We start from the raw sequence: 22590 nt of genomic DNA on the forward strand, positions 1-22590 counted from the left end.
AAACCAATGAAACACACGTTTAAACTATCACTGCTTTGTTCTGCAATCCTACTTGCAGGTTGTGGTGACGATACCTCTAGCTCAGGCACATCTGATACCGTCACGTTTGAGCCAGCAGTTCAAGCGCTTCTTGACCGTAACACGTCTATTAGTTTTACACTTCAAGGTGCCAATGCGGATGTTCCTGCGCCATCTTACCTATTGATGGATACAACAGACGGAACACTCGGTCTTCCTACCGGTGGTGATGATGCTCTAACTAACCCGTTAGCGGCAATGAACACGATGGATGGTTGGTCAACATCAATGCCTATCGTCCTAAACTTCAACGGCGATGGTTTCGCTGATGGACTTGTTACTTCAGGCGTTAGCATTATTAAGATCAACCAACGCTTGACTGATTGGGATGGTGCTTCGAACCCAATTGAAAAAGTACTAACGCTTGGTACAGATTTCGTTGTGCAAGCAAGTGGTAACTCGCTTTACATCCAATTCATGAATTCTCTCGATGAATCTGGTGAATATATCTTCGCAGTGACTCAAGCGATTCAGGATGTTAACGGCAACCCTATCGGCACTTCAGGCAGCTACGCGACTGGTAAATCAAAAGAGATTGTCTACGAGACTGGTGACCTAGCTTCAGTACAAGCGGCAACAACCGCTGTAGAAGGCATTTTCGGTCTAGCAAGCGTGAACCCAGCTGACATCGTCTACTCTTCATGGTTTAGCACCCAGTCTGTCGGCGATACGCTTGCTGCAGTAAAAGGCGTGACAGCAACAGGCTTTGCTACAGGTGCAAATACGCTAAACACGGTTTACAAGAACGATGCGAATGAAGGTTCTGTAGATCTAGCAACAGCATACACAATGACGTTAGGTACAACGCAAGACTTTATTACTGCACTAGATGCCGATGAAGACTTCAACAAGTACATCAGCGATCTGGATGCAGCTAAGACGGCGATCAAAGGCTTGTACGCTGGCGCTGCTGTCGATGTGAATGTCACTCAGGGTGTGGTGCGACTACCACATTACCTAGAGAAAGGCGCAGATTGGAACATGCAGCCTATGGTTTCTGCAATGCCTAGCCTAGCGAAGCTAAGTGCTGCCTTGGCAGATCCTGCTGAGCAAGCGAACATGGTTCAACAGCTCTCTACTGGTGTCTTTGCTGATGATCCTGTTGATGTGACCAAGCTAGCAACTGATCCAACTGAGCAGTTGAAACTGGTTGGCTCTACGCTGTTCCTATCAGATGGCACTCAACTCGATAGCGACCGCATTATTACTCGCTACTCTCCAGTTCCTGTGGTTAAGTCATTAGAAGACGTGGAGTTCCTACTGTTTACGCCAGAAACTGGTACTCCTACAGATGTTGTGATTTACCAACACGGTATTACGTCAGCCAAAGAAAATGCTTATTCTTTTGCGTTCAACATGGTGAAAGCCGGTGTTGCTGTTATCGCGATTGACCTGCCTATCCACGGTACTCGTAGCCTAGATGACCAACGCTCAGCAAATGCGGATGTACTGGCTTACCTAAACCTGTCTAACCTAGCGGTAGCGCGTGATAACCTTCGCCAAAGCGTACTTGATGTTCTTGGTCTACGTGCAAGCTTAGTGGTTTCAGCGCAAGCTGGCCTTCTAGCAAGCAGCCCACTTCAAGGCTTTAACCCAATGATGGGTTCAAAAGTGAAGATGCTTGGTCACTCATTGGGTGGCATCGTTGGTACTTCTGCTGTAGCGGCGGCGAACAACACATTAGGTAGCCCAACGGCAGACGCACTGTACACATTCAGCGGCGCATCAATTCAAAACGCAGGTGGCCAAATTGGTAACCTACTGCTTGGTTCGTCTAACTTTGGTCCACAGATCAAACACAACTTGGCTTATGCAGCATCAACTGACTACGCGAGCTATGCTGATGCATCCTGTGCGGATCTATCAGATAAAGCGTGTTACGAAGCATTTGAGCAAGTCGCAACAGAAGCACAATTAGCGGCACTTGAGTCTGGCTTCTCTAGCTTTATCTACGCCGCGCAAACCACGCTAGATACGGTTGATCCATTTACTAACGCAAGTGACCTAATGGCTTCAGGTTCGCTATCAACACCATTCCTTATGACAGAAGTCGATGGTGACGATACTGTGCCAAACAACGTAGCCAATGCACCGTTTGCGGGTACTGAACCTCTAGCAGCGAAACTAGGACTAACAACGGTGAATAGTTCGAACACAACCGTGTCTCCTTCTGCAAGCTTTGTACAGTTCAATGCAACTGCGACACACAGTACATTCGCTTCTCCTGGCGGTACGTTAGCGGACCTAGACCATCATGTAGAGATGCAGATGGAAAATGCTGACTTCCTAATGGACGATACGCTAACAGGTGTAACTAACACCGCTGTACTTAAATAAGCATCGTTACCAAACCAAAGCCCAGTTTCGACTGGGCTTTTTCGTTTCTGTTCTATTCAAACCCACTCATATTTCCTCTGCTATAGTTAAAACGTTGTCTTTGTCTAACTTACTTGTTTAAAAAGGAAAACTCTATGCGCGTATTGACCGTTATTGCTACTGCACTGCTTCTTGCCGCTTGCGGCAGCAGCCAATACCTAATGTCAACGAATGAAGGGAAAATCATTACCTCTTACGGCAAGCCGGACTTAAATGAAGATACTGGCATGTACGAATACGAGGACGTGGATGGCAAAGAAATGAGCATTTCTAAAGACCAAGTTGTGCAGATTATTGAACGATAAAACGACATGCCCTCTGAAAATCAGGGGGCACTTTCCATTCATTTTGAATAACTTTACCCTTCAGCAATAACATTCATCAATGCAACTGATTCATCATTCAAAACAATCAACACCCTTATTTATATTCTAGATATTATTTGTTTAGCCAATATTTTACATCTTCACCTCTTTCAGGTTGGAATATTGTAAAATCTCGCCTTTAATTCTCTAACACCCTTTTATTTCTCAGGATAAAGTGGATAATACCGCCACCAAAAAACATTACTAAGGTGAGTCCTTATGTCTATCGAAGCTACTCTGCTTGCTCGCTGCGAGTCAAAATGTGAACTGTGTTCTTCTGAATCTCAACTAACAGCATTTGCTGTTCCACCACACGGTAACGTGACGGTTGATACTGCTATCATGGTTTGTGATAAGTGTCTTGGTGAGATCGAAGATCCTAAAGACATTAACCACTGGCGCTGCTTGAACGACAGCATGTGGAGTCAGGTTCCTGCGGTACAAGTAACTGCATGGCGCCAACTTACTCGCCTAAACACAGAAAGCTGGGCTCAAGACGCTCTTGACATGATGTACATGGAAGAAGAGCAAATGAACTGGGCTATGAAAGGTATGTCTGCTGACGATAAAACTGTTGACTGCAACGGCACTGAACTTAAGAAAGGTGACGATGTAACAGTAATCAAAGACCTACCAGTTAAAGGTACAAACCAAGTAATCAAACAAGGTACTGTTATTCGCGGTATCAGCCTTGGTGATGACCCTAAACTTGTTTCAGGTAAGGCAAACGGTGGTCAGTCAATGTACGTGATCGCTGAATACTGCCGTAAGAAGTAATCTCAACATTACTTTCGAATTAAACGGGGTTCCAATCGGGGCCCCGTTTTCGTTTCTGACGTTCCGCACCTTTCGGTTATTTAACTCACTACTTATCTGCCTACTTACTCGCCTATCCTTTTCCGTTCATCACTTTCGCTCATTGCTATTTTCATTTAAGGTTCAACCAGGAAGAATTTTGATGGATTGTAGTATGAAGAAGTTAACCATCCTTGATGGCGGTATGGGAAGAGAACTGAAACGAATGGGTGCCCCATTCTCTCAACCACTTTGGAGCGCACAAGCTCTGATTGAATCGCCAGAATTCGTTTACCAAGCGCATAACAACTTTATCCACGCCGGCGCAGAGATCATCATCGCCAACAGTTATGCCTGTGTGCCATTCCACCTTGGACAAGCACTTTACGACCAGAAAGGCAGTGAACTAGCACGCTTTGCAGCCCAAATTGCTCGTGAATGTGCAGATAAGTCATCGTCACTCGTTCAAGTAGCTGGTTGTATTCCACCAGCGTTTGGTAGTTATCGACCAGATCTGTTCGAACCCAAATTAGGTGAAATCATTTTCAGGACTTTGTTTGAAGCTCAAGAGGATTACGTTGATCTTTGGTTAGCAGAGACCATATGCAGCCTAGAAGAGCTAACGTGTTTACAAAGAGTCTTCACAAGCAGCACCAAACCTACTGCGTATGCCTTTTCTTTAAATGATGACTCATTGGAAACCGCATTATTGCGCTCTGGGGAAACCGTTATCCAAGCCATTGAGCATATTGCCCAAAGTGCAGACAATACCAATACCATCAGTGTTTATTTTAACTGTTCAGTACCTGAAGTAATGGCAAAAGCTGTCAGTGATACCAAAGCAGTTTTAAACCAACATAAGCTCGACATTGAAATTGGGGTTTACGCGAACAACTTCACCGCGATCAAATCTAACCACAAAGCCAATAGCGCATTACAATCGATGCGAGAGCTATCACCAGAAGAGTACCTAGCTTTTGCGCAAGAATGGCATCTGCGCGGGGCTACCATTATAGGTGGATGCTGCGGTATTGGACCAGAACACATCAAAGCGCTTTCGGATTGGAAGGCATCCCTCTAGTTGATTTAACGAATCTCACCCGCGACAGTCTGCACACGATTAAAGGTCCCTGGCTCAGTCACCCACGCAGCAACAGCATCAATGTTCTTGATGGGCTGATTGAGCTTAAACATCCACTCTCCGTTCTTTGAGCGACCTTGTTGCTTCTCTAATGCGACAAAATCATGTTCTAGTACTTTACCTCGGTTTTCACCGCGCTTAACCGGTGTCGTTTCATTACTTGAGAGAAACACAATCGTTGCGTCATACGTGCCATTCTCTTCAAATCGTAGAGTGAATTGGTTGCCAGAACGTTCTAGTGCTAGTGATTGAGCTTTCTCATTGTCGTTGTTGGGTAATACACGCTTGCGCCAATTGAAGAATCCGCGCCATTCTTCACTATCAACGACAAATGCCGGAGTATAAACACTCCCTACCGCGCCATAAGCACGATACAAACGTTGCAGCTGAGAGAATTCAGGCTTTGCGAATTTGTCTTTCCAGCCAAGATAGTCCCAATAGTCAACGTGGTAGGCAACGGGAATGTACTTTCCCCACAAATCAGGATTGGATTCGAACGTGGAAAGATATTTGTCTGCTGGTGGACAACTTGAGCAACCTTCGGAGGTAAACAGTTCTATCACTTGTGCGGGCTGTCCTTCATGAACCCAACTTTGTGATGCTGAAAGACTGGTAATAGCAGCAAGTGCAATCGCGTTAATCATAGACAGCTCCTTTTCTTTGATACTGACTATGACCGTGCTAGCGACAGATAGCTTTCAATGCGGTTTTAGATGTGGCGATTTCAGATACAAAAATGCCGGCGATTAAGCCGGCATTTCGAATTCGCTTTCCATTCAGATTAACGGTACATACCGATGTCTTTCTGGATGTGTGCAGATAGGTCTTCTGCGTAGTAGCTGCGGGGTGCAGAGTTGTCTACGAAAAGAATATCTAGTAAGTGAGCAATCAATCCTTTGAAGTTAACCGCGTAGGTCTTCTTATCCATAGAGGTTGGTAAAGCTACATTTGTCATTTGCATTGCTTGTGCCATGATTGCCTCTCTTTAAAAGCAGTAAATTGTTTTGTTGGTTGTATATTAGTCATTTTTTCTCTGAGCAAAAAATGACAAAATTTGGTTATTCAGATTAGTTTTTCTTATAAAACAAATCCGTTACAAACCATAAGAATACAAAATCCAACTAACCGCATAGTTATTCAATAAAGCGAATCTTTAGTTGAATAACTTGGATTTACACAGGTAAACCCAAGTTTATTTGCAACATTTAATTAACCAGATAATCTTTTAAAGGATTTTGAATTTACAAAATACTTAAGAGTTTTGATTAGTAATTTTAACGCTAGAGCTATTGGTTTCTTTGTTCTTATAGATAGAAGCAATAACCGCTGTCGTCATCACTGTCACTAGGAAAGTTAATGACCAAACCGTTGGGATTTCGTATTGCGTGCCAACCAGTAGCATCTTCACACCAATGAACATCATGATCACTGACAGCGCTGGTTTTAGGTACACAAACTTGTCCAACATTGCTTGCAGTACAAAGTACAGAGAACGTAAGCCAAGCAGAGCAAACACGTTAGCTGCTAACACCAAGAACGGTTCACGCGTTACTGCAAAGATTGCAGGGATCGAATCCAGTGCGAACATCACGTCCATCACCGCAATCACACCAACAACGATCAGCATTGGCGTTGCAACCCACTTACCTGCTTGTTTCAAGATCAAGTGATTACCTTGATACTCTTCTGTCACTGGTAAGAATTTACGAATGAACTGCTCAGGGTATGGGTTCACCTCTTCTTCTTCGCCTTTATCTCGCGCCAGTTTAATACCAGTCCAAATTAGGAATGCTGCGAATAGGTAAAGCACCCAATGGTATTGAGCAAGTAATTGAGCACCTACTGCGATCATGATTGCACGTAGAACTAACGCACCAATCACACCCCACAATAGAGCGCGTGGACGCAAATGCTCTGGCACCTTGTATTGCGCAAAGATGATTGCGAACACAAACAAGTTATCGACACTTAACGATTTCTCAAGCAAGTAACCAGTTAAGAATGATATGGTCGCTTTTTCGTGAGTATAAACGCTATGAGGCGCGTAATAATCCCAAAAGAAATAGATAGAGCCTGCAAAGACAAACGCTAATAAGAGCCAGAATACGCTCCAACCAATTGCTTTTTTCATGGTAATCGCGCCGCCACGAGTCTGATAGATATCGAGAGCGACTAAAACCAAAGTAAATAGGCCGAATACACCGTACATTGTCAGTGATTCTTGCAGTGGAACAGACTGGGATAATTGGGTGGTATTTTCGATAAGAGACATGCTTCCTCCCATGCGGAAGGACATTATTCGGGCTGACCTTCCGCAAACAATACAAACCAACAGTCACATTACCCATGTGTCTGCTAGTCAATGAATGCGTTGGTCTCGTTGAAGTGATCACATGACGAATCAAGTGACACCTTTATTTACCGGATAAGCTGATGCTTAACGAGATGACGATAAATAAACTTGCGCTAACTACTCCCCAAACGCCGCCATCATACCCCTGCTTGCGTCGATATCCAACAAAAAATCGTTATCGATAACAACAAAGTATTTTGTGAAGAATGTTTATCAATGTCATGAATTTGAAGCAGTTCAGATACAAAAAAGGAGCACTTATGCGCCCCTCATTTGTTGAATAGTTGGTCTTTAAAATCCAGTTAGCGGTACAAAGTAAACCAGTGTTGACCAAACTGCGACCCAAGCAACGACAACCGCTGCGTCAACCCAATCTTTTTTCCACATACTCTCTTCCCTCTTAATCGCATGTGCATCAGGAAAGGAGCAAAAAAGATACCAATAACGGTTATTGATTCTTCTGTGAGTAAAGTTTGTGACCTTGGTTCAAACAGTTTGGTTCATCCGTAAGTAATTCAATAAAGCAATCCGCCATGGAGAGGTTGCTAACGAAGCCTTCGCCTTTCATATCCAACAACGCCTCATAGCCCTCTTTGCCTTTCATGGTATAAGCGGACGAAGCACCACGATACCATGCCTCATCGTCAATCTGACACCAACGCTTACCATCAAAAATTTCTAAGTTTTTAATACGTTGGCCTTTTGGAGCGTCTGCTTGGTATTCAAAATTCAAGTTATGTGTATATGGGTAGCTACCAGAACCGGTACCTTCAACGCCGTTATTCAGTGCATTATTGATCGCGCCTTCCAATGCTAGGCGAACCACTTTACCCTGCACGTCATAACAACCGATCGGAACGGCAAATGGCAACAATCGTCCGGCAACATCTGCCACAGTAATATTTCCCGGATTGAGAGAAGTACGCACGCCTCCCGCATTATGAATTGCAAATTGAACGTTGTGGCCACGCTTGTTAAGCGCATACAAGAAAGAGTGTGCGACTGCCGGAGCAAGTTCGCTTCCACCAAATTCATCAGGAACACGCACATGACGTTTCTTCTCTGCCACATTGGCAATCACTTGTGACTGAAGCTTACGTACTCTCGGGATGTATTTGTCGCTTAAGATAGCTTGTGTCTCTGGGTGCTTTTTACAAACGACCACGTTTGGTTGACCATGAATAAAGTCACACGCTTCTTCGAACACACCTTGGTCGAGCTGCTCATTTAGTGTCGAATCCCAGAAAATGCGTCTTCCGAGTAACAACTCATTTTGACCACTTAACATGTTCGCTTTGCCGTTTTCATCAAATTCAAGGACACAATGCCCCATGGTTAATGCGTGATAACCGGCTTGGACAACATAAGTATCATTCACTTTGACACCATAAGGGTCGTCTTCGCCCAAACCGATTGCTGTAAAGTTACCTTGTAACCTATGACTATGGCCTCCCACAATAATACCAATGCCATCCACTTGCGCTGCGAGTTCTAAATCCCCTTCATAACCTAAGTGACTCAAAAGGATGATGTTTTTGATGCCCGCCTGATGAATTTGTTCAACAGTATGTCTTGCCGTTTCAATAGCAGAGATGAATGGCGTATCGGCATCTGGGTTGGCAATGTCACTCATCTTGTCGATAGACAGACCAAAGATGGCAACTTTCTCTCCGTGAAACTCTTTCACCAGATATTGCGCGCTTTGAGTCGTCGTATCGAAGCTCAATACGTTATTGCAATCACCCATGCGGTGATCTTTTGTTGGCAATTCATTTGATAGGTCCCAGTTACCCGCAAGCAACGGGAAGTTGGTGCGCTGACAAAACAAAGCAACGGGTTCATTACCCATATCCAGCTCATGATTGCCCAGAGCCATCGCATCGATATTTAGCGCGTTTAATAAGTCGGCGTTTGCTTTGCCTTTGAATAACGAAAAATACAACGTACCTTGGAAACAGTCGCCTGCATGAAGAAACAACATGCCCTGACCTTGGCGCTGTGCATCATCGCGAAGCTGCTCTACGCGCGTTGCAATACGTGAAAATCCACCAGCACTCACGTAAGGCTCTAGTGTACGTTCGTTATCAATATTGAGTTTTAGCTGTAATGACGTTGGCTCAAAGTAGGAATGAGTGTCATTGATGTGTGCCAGTTTGATTCTGACTGGCTTATGATTTTTATTCATTGTCATCTTCTCTCTTTTCATTCCTTTTAATTATTAGAACTGAATCATGACAGAATCATGAATTTTATGAAACAGAGAAATTGTCATTTCATTTTAACGTGATCAAGATTCATCTTACGTACGAATTTGAAAGTGACTGTACGCCTAAACGGTCTGTATTCATAGGTTGATTGCTCTTAAATTTGTGAACTGAGCTTAACTTGCCTAGATCAATTTCATATATGCTTAGGAGAAGCAAAAGAACCCTCGATAATTCAAATAATTGCAAGGAGGAGTGAGATGAGACTAGAACGCATCGAAATCTCTGGGTTTAGAGGCATCAAACGCCTTTCACTCTCTTTTGACGAGCTGACAACTCTGATCGGCGAAAACACTTGGGGTAAGTCTTCCCTTCTTGATGCCCTATCCCTCGCACTGCCCGCTGATGGCTCGCTTTATCAATTTGAAATGACTGATTTTCACGTCGACTACGCCATTTCTCATCCACAGACGCAACACCTTCAAATCGTCTTGTGTTTCAAAGCTCAAGATAAGCAAGAAGTGAACGCGGGGCGCTATCGCCGGATCAAACCAACTTGGTGTGTAAATGCTGATAACGAGAACGTCATCTACTATCGCTTAAGCGCGACGCGCGATGGGCACCATATTACCACCAAATATGCATTTTTAGACTGTGATGGTGAACCTAAGCAGCTTCATCATTCAGAAAAGCTCGCAATTGAGTTGATGACGTTACACCCAGTGATCCGATTACGCGATTCGCGTCGATTCCCTCAGCCCAACCACATTAACGGTGAAAATAAAAACGCCCGCATTGAGAAGCGCATTAACAATACATGCCGTCGCTTGTTTGCCATGCCTGGCCATGTAAATAAAGGTGAAGTACGAAGCAGCTTAGATTCAATGCAAACCTTAGTGGAGCATTACTTCGCTTTCAGAAGCGTAAAAAAAGGCAACCCTCGAAAACCACGCGATGGACTTTTTTACGCCAGCCCTTCTTCAGACAAAGGCTTACCGCAGTTTTTGAAAGAGACAAACAACAAACAATCACGTCTATTGTTAATGGGCTTGCTTAATGCTTACCTTCAAGCAAAAGGGCCGACCGATTTAAGACGTTGTGCTCGACCGATTTTGATCATCGAAGATCCAGAAGGACGTTTGCACCCTACCCATCTCTCTCGTGCTTGGAGCTTGTTGCAACTTCTTCCGATGCAGAAGATTCTAACGACAAACAGTGCAAGATTGCTTGGCTCAGTTCCTCTCGCCTCAATACGTCGTTTAATGCGTCTATCAGACCGTACCATTGCAAAATCACTCAACACGAATCGATTCAGTGTCGATCAATTGCGCCGCATTGGCTTCCATATTCGCTTTCACCGTGCTGGCGCTTTATTTGCACGCTGCTGGCTTTTAGTCGAGGGCGAAACCGAAGTCTGGTTGTTCAACGAATTAGCGCGTCAATGCGGATATGATTTGGCCGCAGAGGGCGTGCAGATTGTTGAGTTTGCTCAATCGGGATTGAAATCACTGGTCAAAGTTGCGAAGGAATTCGGCATTGACTGGCACGTGGTGACAGATGGAGACCCTGCAGGTAAGAAATACGCCCATACTGTTCGCGCACATTTGGAAAATGACCAAGAACGTCATCGATTAACAGAACTTCCAGACAGAGATATTGAGCACTTCCTTTACAACAATGGCTTTGAATTATTCTTTAAGGACATTATCAAAGTTCCTCATGATCACCCTATGCCCGCCAAGAAAGTCGTAAGTCGTGTTTTGAAAAAACAGGCCAAGCCAGATTTAGCCTTAGCGATAGTCGCAAACTGTGAAGAGAGAGGCATGGAATGCATTCCTGTTCTCCTTCGCTGGACGCTCAAACGCGTGGTAACCATGGCAAATGGCAATACGTGACAACTCGAAGACAAAAAAAAAGCACACCAATTGGGTGTGCTTGTATCAAGAATCAGTAATTTTGATTAACGGTATTGAGCGGGATAAGTCTCAACACACAGCGGATACAAATAAGATCGGGGGTTCACTACTGTACTTGCTCAGCAAGCGAAGAAGTAGCGGCTGATTTCGCATGCAACCAAAGTCCTGTTGCTTTCATTAGGTAACCAAACACACCACCTAAAATCAGCGATGGCACTACAAGTTGCCAATTGCCGTCTGCAGCAAAGGTCGCGCATGAGCCAATGAAAGTACCAGGGATGTACGCCAACCAAGCTTGCTTAGCTTGAATACACATGAAAAACGCAACCACAGCAGTAATTACATAGCCAAGAATCTCAAGCCCTGCATAAGTCGAACCGTAGATGATCACCATCGCCCAGAATACACCACTCATGTTGGTGATTAAGCTAATTCCTAAGCCTTTCAAGCCACTTGTCGGGGATGCAAAGTAACTTGTACAACCAAGAAAGCCAGCCCAAGATAGCAGGCCTAGGGAGATCGCGATCCAGCCCCACACGCCAGAGAGAATGCCAGTGGTAATAGAGATTGCTAAAAGTGTTGTCATGGTATTCTTACCCGCTTGCTAGTTTCGTACCGTTATGGTTCGAAAACTGCCTTCATACATTGAAATCAGGCAATCAATACTAGGCATATAGGCCGAACACTTCGGTGATTACGATCACATTAAAGTTTATATCGTTTCATTTTTTACACGTTAAATTTGACGCAACCGATAAATCAACAGATTTCGAAAATAACAAAGTCACAATAAATTGGGCGAAACGAGCAATAAATGACAAAAAAGGCCCTGCGAAATGCAGAGCCTTTTCTAAGATACGATCATTTTGTTTCGAATATCGCTTAAAGCACTGAAGGTTTACCCTTCATCATGCGTAAGCCTTCACGCTTAATGCAATCAACCAGCGGGTTTTCCGCCATATCGGCACGCCAGATAAATGACAACGTTCGATCCATTTTTAGATCAGGTACGTTCAATGCAACCAAATCACCTGCTTCAATGTAACGCTCTACATCAAGGTATGGTAAACACGTTAAGTATTGGCCATTCGATACTAAACTTCTGAGTACTGGCACGTGTTCATATTCGCGCCATACATCCAAATCTTCAATAAGATGGTGAATTGAGCTATCAAAAATCTTGCGAGTTCCAGAGCCGTGTTCACGCAATACCCATTTTGCTTGCTCTAGTTGCGCTAGGCTCACAGACGAGTTACGTGCAAATGGATGGTGAGACGCTGCAACTACGGTAAGATGGTCACGACACCAAATCTCTTGGTGTAAACGGTTGTCATCGCAGCGACCTTCAATAACGCCTAGGTCGTATTTGTAATCTAGAACACCATCAATAACCGCTTGCGTACTTTGCACGCCTAACGAAATTCGCATCTCTGGAAAGTCGTTATCAATGATACTGATAAGGTCAGGAACCAAGTGTTCTGCCGGCGTTTGACTCGCACCTAATCGAATGTGTCCACTCAGCAAATGTTGCTCATAAAATCCCATTTCGATTTGCAGTGCGTCTTGTAACAAACGCTTTGCTTTCGGCCTTAACCACATCCCCCAATGCGTTAACGCCATTTGCTTGCCTTGCCTTTCAAATAAAGGTCTGCCAAGCATTTTTTCTAACTGAGCAAGCGACATACTTGTCGCTGATTGTGTCAGAGCCAGTTTATCTGCTGCCTGGCTTACACTGCCGGTATCTGCAACTGCGTCAAAAACCGCTAATTGCTTAAGTGAGTAGCGCAAAGTTTCCTCCCTAATTGGCGAGTATTCACCATACTCTCGCAACCCCAAAAATACTGCGTTAATACGCAATGAAGTTCATTTTACCCGCCTTGAAAAACTTATCAAATAATTTGATGAGGATTCTAAATATTATCAATTTTACCTGTACCACTCGTCCGCTTAATCTGGATATGCGGTTCGGGAACACCGCAACAAAAAACAATAACACCTTCTCTTTCGAGTGCATTAAATGCCTCGATTTCATTAACCAAGGAGTTTCTATGGAACCACAAACTAAGGAGTCAATATGGCGGTGACCAGCTCTCAAAATCATCAGTATTTCTCACCAAAAGAAATGATGGCTGAAGCTGAGAAGTTTGCCCTTAGCAAAGCAAACAAAACCAGCGGCATGACACTGGGTTTGGCAATTATGGCAGGCGCATTCATCGGTTTAGCATTCTTGTTTTACATCACAGTGACAACAGGTAGTGCGGATGCAGGTTGGGGGCTTAGCCGTCTTGCAGGTGGTTTAGCATTCAGTATGGGTTTGATACTCATCGTCATTTGTGGTGGTGAGTTGTTTACCAGCTCAGTGCTTTCGAGCATCTCATGGGCAAACAAACAAATCTCATTCGGCAAAATGTTGTCGATTTGGGGCAAGGTTTATGTAGGTAACTTCATCGGTGCGATGTTCCTACTTGCATTGGTAAGCGCTGCTGGTTTGTACCAGATGGATGCGGGTCAATGGGGTTTAAACGCACTAAACATTGCGCAGCACAAGCTACACCACACATTGGTACAAGCATTTGCACTGGGCATTCTATGTAACTTATTGGTTTGTCTTGCTATTTGGCTAACGTTCAGTTCTGCAAATGCAATGACAAAAGCAGCGATGACTATCATGCCAGTGGCAATGTTCGTCAGCAGTGGCTTTGAGCACTGTGTAGCAAACATGTTCATGGTACCGCTAGGCATCGTAATCGCGAATTTCGCACCAGAAACTTTCTGGACTTCGGTTGGCGTATCGGCTTCTCAATACGCAGACCTAAATGTTGGCCACTTTATCACTGCAAACTTAATTCCAGTGACTCTGGGCAACATTGTTGGCGGCGCTGTGTTAGTTGGCTTAGCTAACTGGTGTATCTACCGCCGACCAGAACTAAAAGCAGCAAAAATTTCATCCATTACAAACACTACAACACTAACGTCAGTTAAGGAAACCACTATGAAAAACGCATCAATTGTAAAAGAAATCATGAACCCGAGCCCAGTTACTCTGAGCGTAGAAATGCCAGTTTCAACTGCACTAGATACCCTATTGGACAACAATCTAATCAGTGCTCCTGTTGTTGACATCGACAATCGTTTGGTTGGTTTCTTCTCAGCGCACGACGTAATGGTTGAGTTGTGGTGCCAAGATTACATCCCTGCTCAAGAACAAAAAGTGGTAGATTTGATGAGCCGTGACGTTGTAGCGATTGATGCTGGTGACCGTTTGGTGGATGTAGTTGAGTTCCTATGTATCGACAAAGAACAACTTTACCCAACAACAAGTATGGGCATGGCGACGCGCTTTACTTCTCTTTCTCTTGAAGAGCGTGCTAAGAGCATCAAAGTAAGCAAGCCACAAGTGCTTCCTGTATTAGAAAACGGTTTGATGGTTGGTGTAGTAACACGTAACGAAGTACTAAAAGCACTACGTCCAGTTTACGGCGAACGTCTAAACCTAGTTGAAGACAAAGTACTAGAAACTGCATAAGACAATAAAAACTAGCAAGACAAGTTGGCACCAATAAAAAAGCGCTCTAATTTAAGAGCGCTTTCTTCATTTATGTCGTTAAGAACGAGGTATAGCGAGAGGAGCTAGAAGTTACTTCTTAACACCTTCGATGTGCAGTTCCATATCAACATAGCTTGAAGAACCCATTACTGGGATTTCAAAATCAGCAAGCTCAAGACGAGTTTGACCGATGAAGCCTGCACGCTCACCACCCCATGGGTCGTTACCTGCACCAACAAATTCCGCTTCGATTGTGATTGGTTTCGTTACACCGTGAAGAGTAAGGTCACCCGTTACGTCTAGTTTACCGTCACCTTTGTCTACAACTTTTGTACTCTTGAACGTCGCTTCGCTGTATTTGCCCGCGTCGATGAAGTCGCCGCTACGGATGTGCTTGTCACGCTCAGCATGGTTTGAATCCAGGCTTGTCGTATCAACCACTACGTTTACTTTAGAGTCAGCGATGTTATTTTCATCAAAAGAAAAGTCACCAGAAAATGTATTAAAACGACCTTTGATGAAACTGTAACCTAGGTGGCTAACTTTGAAGTTGATTGATGCGTGAGCACCTTTAGTATCGATAACATAATCTGCAGCGTTAGCACCAAACGGTAGTGCCATAGCGATTGCTAATCCTGTAGCGAAAAGTGACTTTTTCATTTTGAAGCTCCTAACATTTTTCTTAATGTGTTGTCTTTATCGATAAAGTGATGTTTGAGTGCAGCAGCAGCATGCAATCCTGCCATTAGGATCACAGCCCAAGCTGCATAAAAGTGGATTTCACCTGCAATGTCTGATTGACCAGGGAATAACTCTCCTGCGCTTGGTACGGTAAACCAGTTAAATACTTCGATACCGCGACCATCAGATGTTGAGATGAGGTAACCTGAAACAAAGATAGTAATAAGCAACAGGTACATAACCCCATGTGCGGCTTTTGCTGCAACTACCTCGTAAGGTTTACCTTCTACTTTTGGTGACGCCGTCACATGTTTCCATACGATGCGACCTAAAGTGAGTATTGCCAGTAAAATGCCCACAGAGCGGTGATAATGTGGCGCGGTTTGGTACCATTCACTGTAGTAGCTTAAATCGACCATCCACAGACCCACAGCAAACAAGCCGATAATGCAAAGCGCTGAAATCCAATGCATCGCTCTCGCCGGCACGTTGTAGTTCTTTACCAGTGTTTCCATCTCACGTTCCTAGATATCTTCCTAAGTTGATGTTGAGCAAGAAACACAACATTAACTTATTTGCCTTGTATGCAACAGATTATTTACCATCCTTTACATCAAACCAATAATACCTTTTTAAACAACTTGTTCGAAAAATTAGAAGGAACTTCAAACCATTTAAAAATCGGACACTTAGAGTTGAACTTCTTGCTCTATCTCATACAGTTCATCCGTCATTTCTAACATGCGTCGTTCGATCACGGTTTTGGCGTCTTCGATGCCCTTGTTGTAGTAGATAGGCGCTAATTTTTCAGTGATGAAATCAATCAAAAACTCACTGTCGAACTGGCCTATTTCCACTTCCAACTCGTCTTGCATGTAATCTTGTATAGCTGTCGCCAATGCTTCTTTTTGTGCTCTTTCTAGTTTGATCATATTTTACCTGCGGAACTCTATTCTCAATTTTGATGTTTAGATCAAGAAGTTGCCTATCTAAATTAGTCTATCCTAAAAGGACTATGCTAACCTTTCGCCGTTCAATTTGTTAACCGTTAAGGGATATTCTTTGCTACTCGACTTAGTCATCCAAAGTGTCAATGATTTTCAGGACGATTGTCTCAAACTGTGTGAGAAGCATTATCCTGCGGTACATAACCAAGGTATGAGTGAACACCATCTCGGCCTCGCATTTGCTCGACGCATGGAGCACACTTTTCGTCACTTTGGTCATAGCAGTACCATCAAACCTATTGAAGTACTTGATGCCCCCGACCTGCCACACCACTACCGCATCTCATCTGAAATTGGAACGGTTTGGGTATTGAGCCACCATTTAGTCAGCGCTGGTAACTCATGCCGAGAGAACCTGCTCTCTTCGATAACGGAATGGCAAAGTGAATATGGTTATGCCCTGCAGCCTAACGACCTATTGTTTTTAGTCAGCGATCATTGGATCAGTCGCAGCAAAACCAGCCGTGAGCTGTTGCACTGGTGGATGGGAGAATTACCAGAACCGATTAACGAGTATACAGAGCAAGGCATTACCCTCTTTACCAGCGAATCGCAGCTGACTCATTCATTAGATACACGTTTTGGGATCAGCCCTTGTTACATCAAATTCGGCCACCCTTTACGACGTTCCAATAAACAACAGCAGGTGAGAAAGTACATTCAACTGTATGCGGTTTTACAGTGGTAGCATCAAATAGCAACGGGTAGATTATCAGTTCATTCAGCGATTTGTTTGAGGCGGGTCGATATTTCTGAGTGTGTTAAGCTATCTCGCTTGCCTTGCCTACGCTCCCCGCTTAGATTCAAGAAACTAAAGTAAAACTAGATGCACAACAATCAGTTAAGCATCAATACAGTGTCTTGGTCTAGGTTACAACAATAATGATGAGTATCTCGCAGCTGCTTAGCTGCATTTTAAAACAAGTAGATGGTCAGTACATCGCGCAATATAAGCAGCTGACATTGCGAAGCGTGTTTCAACCTATTTATCAAAAAGATCTTTCCATTATCGGTCTAGAAGCCTTGGTTCGTATCAGTAACCAAGACGGCTTAATGATTCGACCTGACCAGTTCTTTCAATCCACTACGATTCCTACAGAAGATCAAATCAACGTTGAGAGACTAAGCCGCCTTATTCACATCAGTAACTTTGGTCAATCCAAATTCCGCAATAAAAAGCTCTTTCTCAACGTTCTGCCAAAAGCGGCAGAAATGCTCGCAAAAGACATTTCGTATAGCAACTTATTAAAGCAATCCATTATTGAAGCGGATTTGTGCCGTGAACAGATTGTGATGGAATTGGTAGAGCTCGATGCGAGCGACGAAAACTTCTTATACAAAGCAACAAAAGAGCTAAGCGATAACGGCTATTTATTGGCAATAGACGATTACGGCATTGATGCTTCAACAATAGAACGCGTTAGGTGTGTAAAACCCAACATCATTAAAATCGATCGTTCGCTGTTATTGAGATATGAGAATGGTGATTTTTCTTGTTTGATGGAAGCGTTGTCTTTGGCAAAAGATATTCGCTCAAAAACCGTTATAGAAGGAATTGAAACCGAGCATCAACTTAACTTAATGAAAAAGCTCGGTTTCGATATGTATCAAGGATACTTATTGGCAATGCCACAAACGCTTGAAGCCTACCGGGAAGCAAAGACGGCATAATCAGAGTTACTGATGAATGCCATCATCTTTTTATTTTCGGTTCTTACCACGGTTTTTATGAATCGCCAGTTTCGCCTTCATCTTTCGTTTTTCTGATGAACGACTCTTACGACGACCACCGCCATTACGCTCCGGTTCAACCTCTTCGATCAAACTCGGTTCAAAGCCTTCTAACCATTCTTGCGGCAAACGTTGGTCAAGCAGGTTTTCGATAGCATGCAATAGATACTCTTCATCGCGGCTCATCAAAGAAACGGCCAAACCAGACTTACCTGCACGGCCAGTACGACCGATGCGGTGAACATAATCTTCGGCTTTGAATGGCATGTCGAAGTTCACTACTTGTTCTAACTCTTGAATGTCCAAACCACGAGCCGCTACATCTGTCGCGATCAGCGCACGTACTTTGCCTTCTTTGAATTCATCAAGCGCACGTTGACGAGCACCTTGTGATTTATCGCCGTTAATAGAAACCGCTTTAATGCCATCCAGCTTAAGCTCTTTGGCCAACTCATCGCTGCCTTGTTTGGTTTTAGTAAACACCAACACTTGCTGCCAGTTACGAGAACCAATTAAGTAAGCAAGTAGCTCACGCTTACGCTTTTTATCAACTGGATAAACCATCTGCTTAACGGTTTCTGCGGTCGTGTTTGCTGGCGACACTTCCACTTCAACTGGAGAATCCATCAGTTTGTACGCGATGGTTTTGATGCGCTTCTCAAACGTTGCTGAGAACAACATGATCTGTTTATCTTGAGGTAGACGACGAAGAATGCGTTGCAGATCTGGCCAGAAGCCCATGTCTAACATGCGGTCTGCTTCATCAAGCACAAGAACACCAGTTTTAGAGATGTTTACATTGCCGTTAAACAAGTGGTCAAGTAAGCGGCCAGGCGTCGCGATCAGAATGTCTGCGCCCTCTTCCAGCTTTCTCTTCTGTACGCCAATGCTGGTACCACCATAAACACAAACAATTTTAAGGTCAGTGTTTGCTGAGTACTGCGTCAGGTTATCCATCACTTGTTGTGCGAGTTCACGCGTTGGCACGAGAATCAGTGATTGCGGTGTTCCGTTTCGTTTCTTTTGCTGAACCGTCTGAATGATCGGCAAACCAAATGCAGCCGTTTTACCTGTACCGGTTTGAGCGGCAGCCAGTAGATCTTTACCTTCCAACACATGCGGAATCGACTTTTCCTGAACAGGTGTCGGGGTAACGATATTCATACCGCTTAGGGTATCAACCAACTGTTGTTCAATGCCAAGATCAGCGAAATTAACGGACATGATAAACCTCTTAATTTTTGGAGCGCAGAGTTTACCAGAGCCCCTTTGGTCATACTACCTTTAGCAGTCAAGACGTTATGAATTAATTAACTGTTGATGATACTCAGCGGATTGACTTAACACATCTCGATATAGAGCAGCAAATTTCGCTTCCAATTGCTCATATTCATTGTCCAAAACTTCGAACGTTGTCGTTAAGTCAGCCATTCTTGGGCTTCTTTGTGACATTCGATGAAGGGCAAACTCGATGTTTTCTAAGTCTTGATATGACTGTAGCCAACCGCCACTCCACATTCGGCTGTGAAGCATTAAAAATCGCGGTGGAAGGTCGTCAGAGATTTGTTTGTTCACTTCGCTATACGCATAACGAACGAAGGAATCTAAAGATTGCGGGCTGAATGTTCGCCAGTGTTTCGCTAAACAATGGTCCCAAAACATATCAAGTGCGATGGGTGCGAAACGTCGAGCAACACCTGTGAAGTGCGGTTTGCATTCTTCAACAAGAGCATGATGGTCGGTAATGCGATCAACGAAACGGTGGAGTTTGATGCCATTGGAAATATCAGTCTGATATTGCTTGCTTGGATCTCCCTTTACGAAATCTCCAAGCAAGTTTCCCATTAAATGGCTATTACAGTGATCTGCAATATGCAGGTGGGCTAGAAAGTTCATTAGACGCTGTGAGTGGCCTTTTGGCTCGTCTTACATGAACTTAGTATAACGTCTGTTGTGACGCGATGAGAGTACTAATTGTACTTATTCGGCTTCGTCTTCTGAGCCAATGTAGTCCGACAGGATAATACCGATTTCAAGAGCATCTAGCATCTCTAGGCATTCGTCGTTTTGATATTGGTCGCTCATTGTGACCTCCTTTGTTTTACATCTCCTGAAGCTGCTTGCTTCAATCTCTACTGCCATTTCTTTTCTTCATCGATGACAGCAACTCCTTTTTATAGCCTTTATATGACACATTCATGACAGCGAGAAGTAAAGTTTTAGAAAGCTATGACAGAAATCATAAGTAAACGTTTGCTCTAATAACACCCTCTCGTTCATCAATTGCATTAAATTGCCCCCACCCTTTCTTTAACAAACTGTCAGTTTTTATTTAGTTTTTTGTCATTTATGGAGACGACGTACCGTTATAAGCGATCATAGATCTCATATTTTGAAATCTATCAACCTCTCGTTACATATTTTGCTGATAACCATCGCATATTTTGTTTCGATATATCTCTAAGTTTGTTCATCCCCTTTTCATCTCAAATGGAGCTATAAATGAGAGAAGTTGAGTTTAGAACGATAGACAGGTTATTTATCAAGATGTCTATCAACGACAAAATGTGGGTCATTTTCCTTCTATTCCTAGTGACTTTAACTTCAGTGGCGGGAAGCCGTTATTTCAATGATATTCAACAGTTTGAGCAACAATCTATTCTTGCGGCAGAAGCGAAGCTCTCAGGCATAGTTCAAGCTCAAGTACAAAACGTAGCGAGCGTGAATGGCGTGGTAAACGTAAGCAACGTTAATGATGCCAAGTTCAACAACGGCACCGTGACGGTTTATGCGAAGCTGAATTCAGGTCAGGCAATCCAACTGACAGAAAACCTTTCGCGCCAATTTGAGCAAGCAAAATCTGACGCTTTAACCTCTTTCCTTCTCAGCTTGCTTTGGATGGCACCATTCGCCCTTTTCACTTACTGGGTAGCGACTTTCCTTGGTGGTGCGCTTTGGGTGTTGTACACCACTACACAGAAAATTGGAGAAGGTGACTTAACTTCTCGCCTAGGTTTTCATCCGGGCCGTGACGAGTTTGGCACGATTGGCTGCGCTCTAGATAAATCAATGGATACGCTGACAGAGCTTGTCAACAATGTAAAAGACAATGCCAACACGTTAAGTGAGACATCCGCAGCGTTTGAGCAAGACATGAAGCTCAGTGAAACGCAAATCGCACATCAATACCAGACGCTAGATTCTGTTGCGACAGCGATGGAAGAGATGACGGCTTCAGCAAAAGAAGTCTCAAGTATCTCTCAGCAAGCTACTTTGCAATCAGATCAAGATGCTCAGCAAATCGAAAATAGCCGCAATCGAGTTCAAAGCGTCATTTCGGAAATCGAAACGCTATCGAGTTACATCGAACAAGCATCCGCATCTGTTAGCAGTTTGAACGAAAACACGACACAGATTAACGATGTGATTACTACGATTAACGCAATATCAGAACAAACCAACCTTCTCGCGCTAAATGCCGCTATTGAAGCTGCTCGCGCTGGTGAACAAGGTCGTGGTTTTGCAGTTGTCGCAGATGAAGTTCGTACCCTTGCTAGCCGCACGCAACAGGCAACCGTCGAAATCCAAGCGATGATCGAGAAACTGCAAACGGAAAGCCAGAACATTGCGTCTATCACTGACCGTACGGTTCAACAAGCACAAACAAGCAGCCAGTTGATTGATGAGATTGGTGGTGACGTCACCGCAATTGCCGACTCTGCACGTTCATTAATGGACATGAGTATTCAGATTTCAACGTCTGCCGAAGAACAAAGTGCCGTCGCGAATGACATCGCTTCTGAGCTGTCTGACATTCGTTCGCAATCCAATACTATTCGTGAAGTTGCCGAACAATCGACAACTGGCGTGGCAAACTTAACCAAAGCTTCTCAATCCCTTGGCGAAGTATTGAAGCGATACCGAACAGCCTAAAACACGAACACCCCGAAAAAGCTCCTAATGTGGAGCTTTTTTATGCTCGATCAACGGCAATGGACAAAAAGCGACCATTAGATTGAGGAAGGAAAGCGAGCGAAAAAATAATTAAATCAAGCGTTCGATGAATGCTTGTTTAATTTACTTTGAAGTGAATCGAAATAATTCTCTGAATTCGACTAAAGAATGTTCAAAGGTTAGGTGTTCGGCTATTCTAGATCTTGCCAATTTAATTTTGCTGCTGGTGAACAATATGAATAATTACAACAAAACAAAAGACACTGAAGATCTCCAGTGTCCACTCTGCCAATGCGATGAATATCTGATTTCATCCGATGGTGAAAAATTCACATGTGCCTCTTGCGGGTTTCATACAAAAAACTTTTCTTCCATCCAGTGCTTACATCAAACTCCTTACCTACAAACTAAATTTAAACACATCCATAGTTTGAGTAATATT

The 22590-nt window shown here is 43.7% G+C and carries 20 protein-coding genes; 9 read left to right on the forward strand and 11 right to left on the reverse strand.

Annotated elements, in window-relative coordinates:
* Positions 1 to 6: 6 nt before the first annotated feature.
* From VCHENC03_RS22960 to VCHENC03_RS22945, 4 genes are all read left to right on the forward strand, one after another.
* Positions 7 to 2415, forward strand: coding sequence for a VolA/Pla-1 family phospholipase (locus VCHENC03_RS22960; protein ID WP_009704462.1), 2409 nt, complete (start codon positions 7 to 9; stop codon positions 2413 to 2415).
* A 134-nt stretch (positions 2416 to 2549) separates the two neighbouring features.
* Positions 2550 to 2759, forward strand: a complete 210-nt coding sequence (locus VCHENC03_RS22955; RefSeq protein WP_005435119.1) for a YgdI/YgdR family lipoprotein — start codon at positions 2550 to 2552, stop codon at positions 2757 to 2759.
* A 279-nt stretch (positions 2760 to 3038) separates the two neighbouring features.
* The gene (locus VCHENC03_RS22950) at positions 3039 to 3596 is read left to right on the forward strand and encodes a PhnA domain-containing protein (protein WP_005441869.1); all 558 of its coding nucleotides are present in this window, start codon (positions 3039 to 3041) and stop codon (positions 3594 to 3596) included.
* 193 nt (positions 3597 to 3789) lie between these two features.
* A complete protein-coding gene (locus VCHENC03_RS22945; protein ID WP_009704463.1) occupies positions 3790 to 4695 on the forward strand; it encodes a homocysteine S-methyltransferase family protein in 906 nt (301 codons plus the stop codon).
* A 5-nt stretch (positions 4696 to 4700) separates the two neighbouring features.
* Here VCHENC03_RS22945 and VCHENC03_RS22940 read toward each other — a convergent pair whose 3' ends face one another.
* The 4 genes from VCHENC03_RS22940 to VCHENC03_RS22925 all read right to left on the reverse strand — a co-directional run bounded on the left by VCHENC03_RS22940 (position 4701) and on the right by VCHENC03_RS22925 (position 9299).
* A complete protein-coding gene (locus tag VCHENC03_RS22940) occupies positions 4701 to 5399 on the reverse strand; it encodes a DUF1223 domain-containing protein (RefSeq protein ID WP_009704464.1) in 699 nt (232 codons plus the stop codon).
* Between the two features lie 137 nt (positions 5400 to 5536).
* Positions 5537 to 5728: a hypothetical protein gene (locus VCHENC03_RS22935; protein WP_005451745.1), complete on the reverse strand. Its 192-nt coding sequence runs from the start codon at positions 5726 to 5728 to the stop codon at positions 5537 to 5539.
* A gap of 279 nt (positions 5729 to 6007) precedes the next feature.
* Positions 6008 to 7027, reverse strand: coding sequence for a TerC family protein (locus VCHENC03_RS22930; RefSeq protein ID WP_009704465.1), 1020 nt, complete (start codon positions 7025 to 7027; stop codon positions 6008 to 6010).
* A gap of 529 nt (positions 7028 to 7556) precedes the next feature.
* Positions 7557 to 9299 (reverse strand): bifunctional metallophosphatase/5'-nucleotidase, encoded by a 1743-nt coding sequence (locus tag VCHENC03_RS22925; protein ID WP_032802029.1) that lies wholly within the window; start codon positions 9297 to 9299, stop codon positions 7557 to 7559.
* Positions 9300 to 9572: 273 nt separating this feature from the next.
* Here VCHENC03_RS22925 and VCHENC03_RS22920 point away from each other — a divergent pair, with 273 nt between their 5' ends.
* Complete coding sequence (locus VCHENC03_RS22920) at positions 9573 to 11207, forward strand: DUF2813 domain-containing protein (protein ID WP_005441885.1); 1635 nt, start codon at positions 9573 to 9575, stop codon at positions 11205 to 11207.
* 127 nt (positions 11208 to 11334) lie between these two features.
* Here VCHENC03_RS22920 and VCHENC03_RS22915 read toward each other — a convergent pair whose 3' ends face one another.
* Both VCHENC03_RS22915 and VCHENC03_RS22910 read right to left on the reverse strand, forming a co-directional pair.
* Entirely contained in the window at positions 11335 to 11814 is a 480-nt protein-coding gene (locus VCHENC03_RS22915; protein ID WP_005441887.1) for a DUF1097 domain-containing protein, read from the reverse strand.
* Between the two features lie 296 nt (positions 11815 to 12110).
* Positions 12111 to 13016 (reverse strand): LysR substrate-binding domain-containing protein, encoded by a 906-nt coding sequence (locus tag VCHENC03_RS22910; RefSeq protein ID WP_005441888.1) that lies wholly within the window; start codon positions 13014 to 13016, stop codon positions 12111 to 12113.
* 286 nt (positions 13017 to 13302) lie between these two features.
* Here VCHENC03_RS22910 and focA point away from each other — a divergent pair, with 286 nt between their 5' ends.
* A complete protein-coding gene (focA, locus tag VCHENC03_RS22905) occupies positions 13303 to 14754 on the forward strand; it encodes a formate transporter FocA (protein ID WP_009704467.1) in 1452 nt (483 codons plus the stop codon).
* A 111-nt stretch (positions 14755 to 14865) separates the two neighbouring features.
* On the opposite strand, the gene VCHENC03_RS22900 is transcribed toward focA, so the two are convergent.
* The 3 genes from VCHENC03_RS22900 to VCHENC03_RS22890 form a co-directional block, all read right to left on the reverse strand.
* Positions 14866 to 15435, reverse strand: coding sequence for a YceI family protein (locus VCHENC03_RS22900; protein ID WP_009704468.1), 570 nt, complete (start codon positions 15433 to 15435; stop codon positions 14866 to 14868).
* On the reverse strand, positions 15432 to 15971 hold the full coding sequence (locus VCHENC03_RS22895) for a cytochrome b (RefSeq protein ID WP_005441891.1): 540 nt from the start codon (positions 15969 to 15971) through the stop codon (positions 15432 to 15434). Before VCHENC03_RS22895 ends, VCHENC03_RS22900 begins: the two co-directional genes overlap by 4 nt.
* 174 nt (positions 15972 to 16145) lie before the next feature.
* The gene (locus VCHENC03_RS22890) at positions 16146 to 16388 is read right to left on the reverse strand and encodes a DUF2164 domain-containing protein (protein ID WP_005441892.1); all 243 of its coding nucleotides are present in this window, start codon (positions 16386 to 16388) and stop codon (positions 16146 to 16148) included.
* A gap of 130 nt (positions 16389 to 16518) precedes the next feature.
* On the opposite strand from VCHENC03_RS22890, the gene VCHENC03_RS22885 reads away from it, so the two are divergent.
* Positions 16519 to 17151: a hypothetical protein gene (locus tag VCHENC03_RS22885; protein WP_009704469.1), complete on the forward strand. Its 633-nt coding sequence runs from the start codon at positions 16519 to 16521 to the stop codon at positions 17149 to 17151.
* Between the two features lie 194 nt (positions 17152 to 17345).
* Entirely contained in the window at positions 17346 to 18134 is a 789-nt protein-coding gene (locus VCHENC03_RS22880; protein ID WP_005441895.1) for an EAL domain-containing protein, read from the forward strand.
* Positions 18135 to 18164: 30 nt separating this feature from the next.
* Here VCHENC03_RS22880 and VCHENC03_RS22875 read toward each other — a convergent pair whose 3' ends face one another.
* Both VCHENC03_RS22875 and VCHENC03_RS22870 read right to left on the reverse strand, forming a co-directional pair.
* Positions 18165 to 19418 (reverse strand): DEAD/DEAH box helicase, encoded by a 1254-nt coding sequence (locus tag VCHENC03_RS22875; RefSeq protein WP_009704470.1) that lies wholly within the window; start codon positions 19416 to 19418, stop codon positions 18165 to 18167.
* Between the two features lie 75 nt (positions 19419 to 19493).
* A complete protein-coding gene (locus VCHENC03_RS22870; RefSeq protein ID WP_032802031.1) occupies positions 19494 to 20090 on the reverse strand; it encodes an acyl carrier protein phosphodiesterase in 597 nt (198 codons plus the stop codon).
* Positions 20091 to 20696: 606 nt separating this feature from the next.
* Between VCHENC03_RS22870 and VCHENC03_RS22865 the strand changes: the two genes are divergently transcribed.
* On the forward strand, positions 20697 to 22127 hold the full coding sequence (locus VCHENC03_RS22865; RefSeq protein WP_032802033.1) for a methyl-accepting chemotaxis protein: 1431 nt from the start codon (positions 20697 to 20699) through the stop codon (positions 22125 to 22127).
* Positions 22128 to 22590 lie beyond the last annotated feature (463 nt).

The organism is Vibrio sp. HENC-03 (assembly GCF_000305755.2).
Lineage (GTDB): Bacteria > Pseudomonadota > Gammaproteobacteria > Enterobacterales > Vibrionaceae > Vibrio > Vibrio owensii.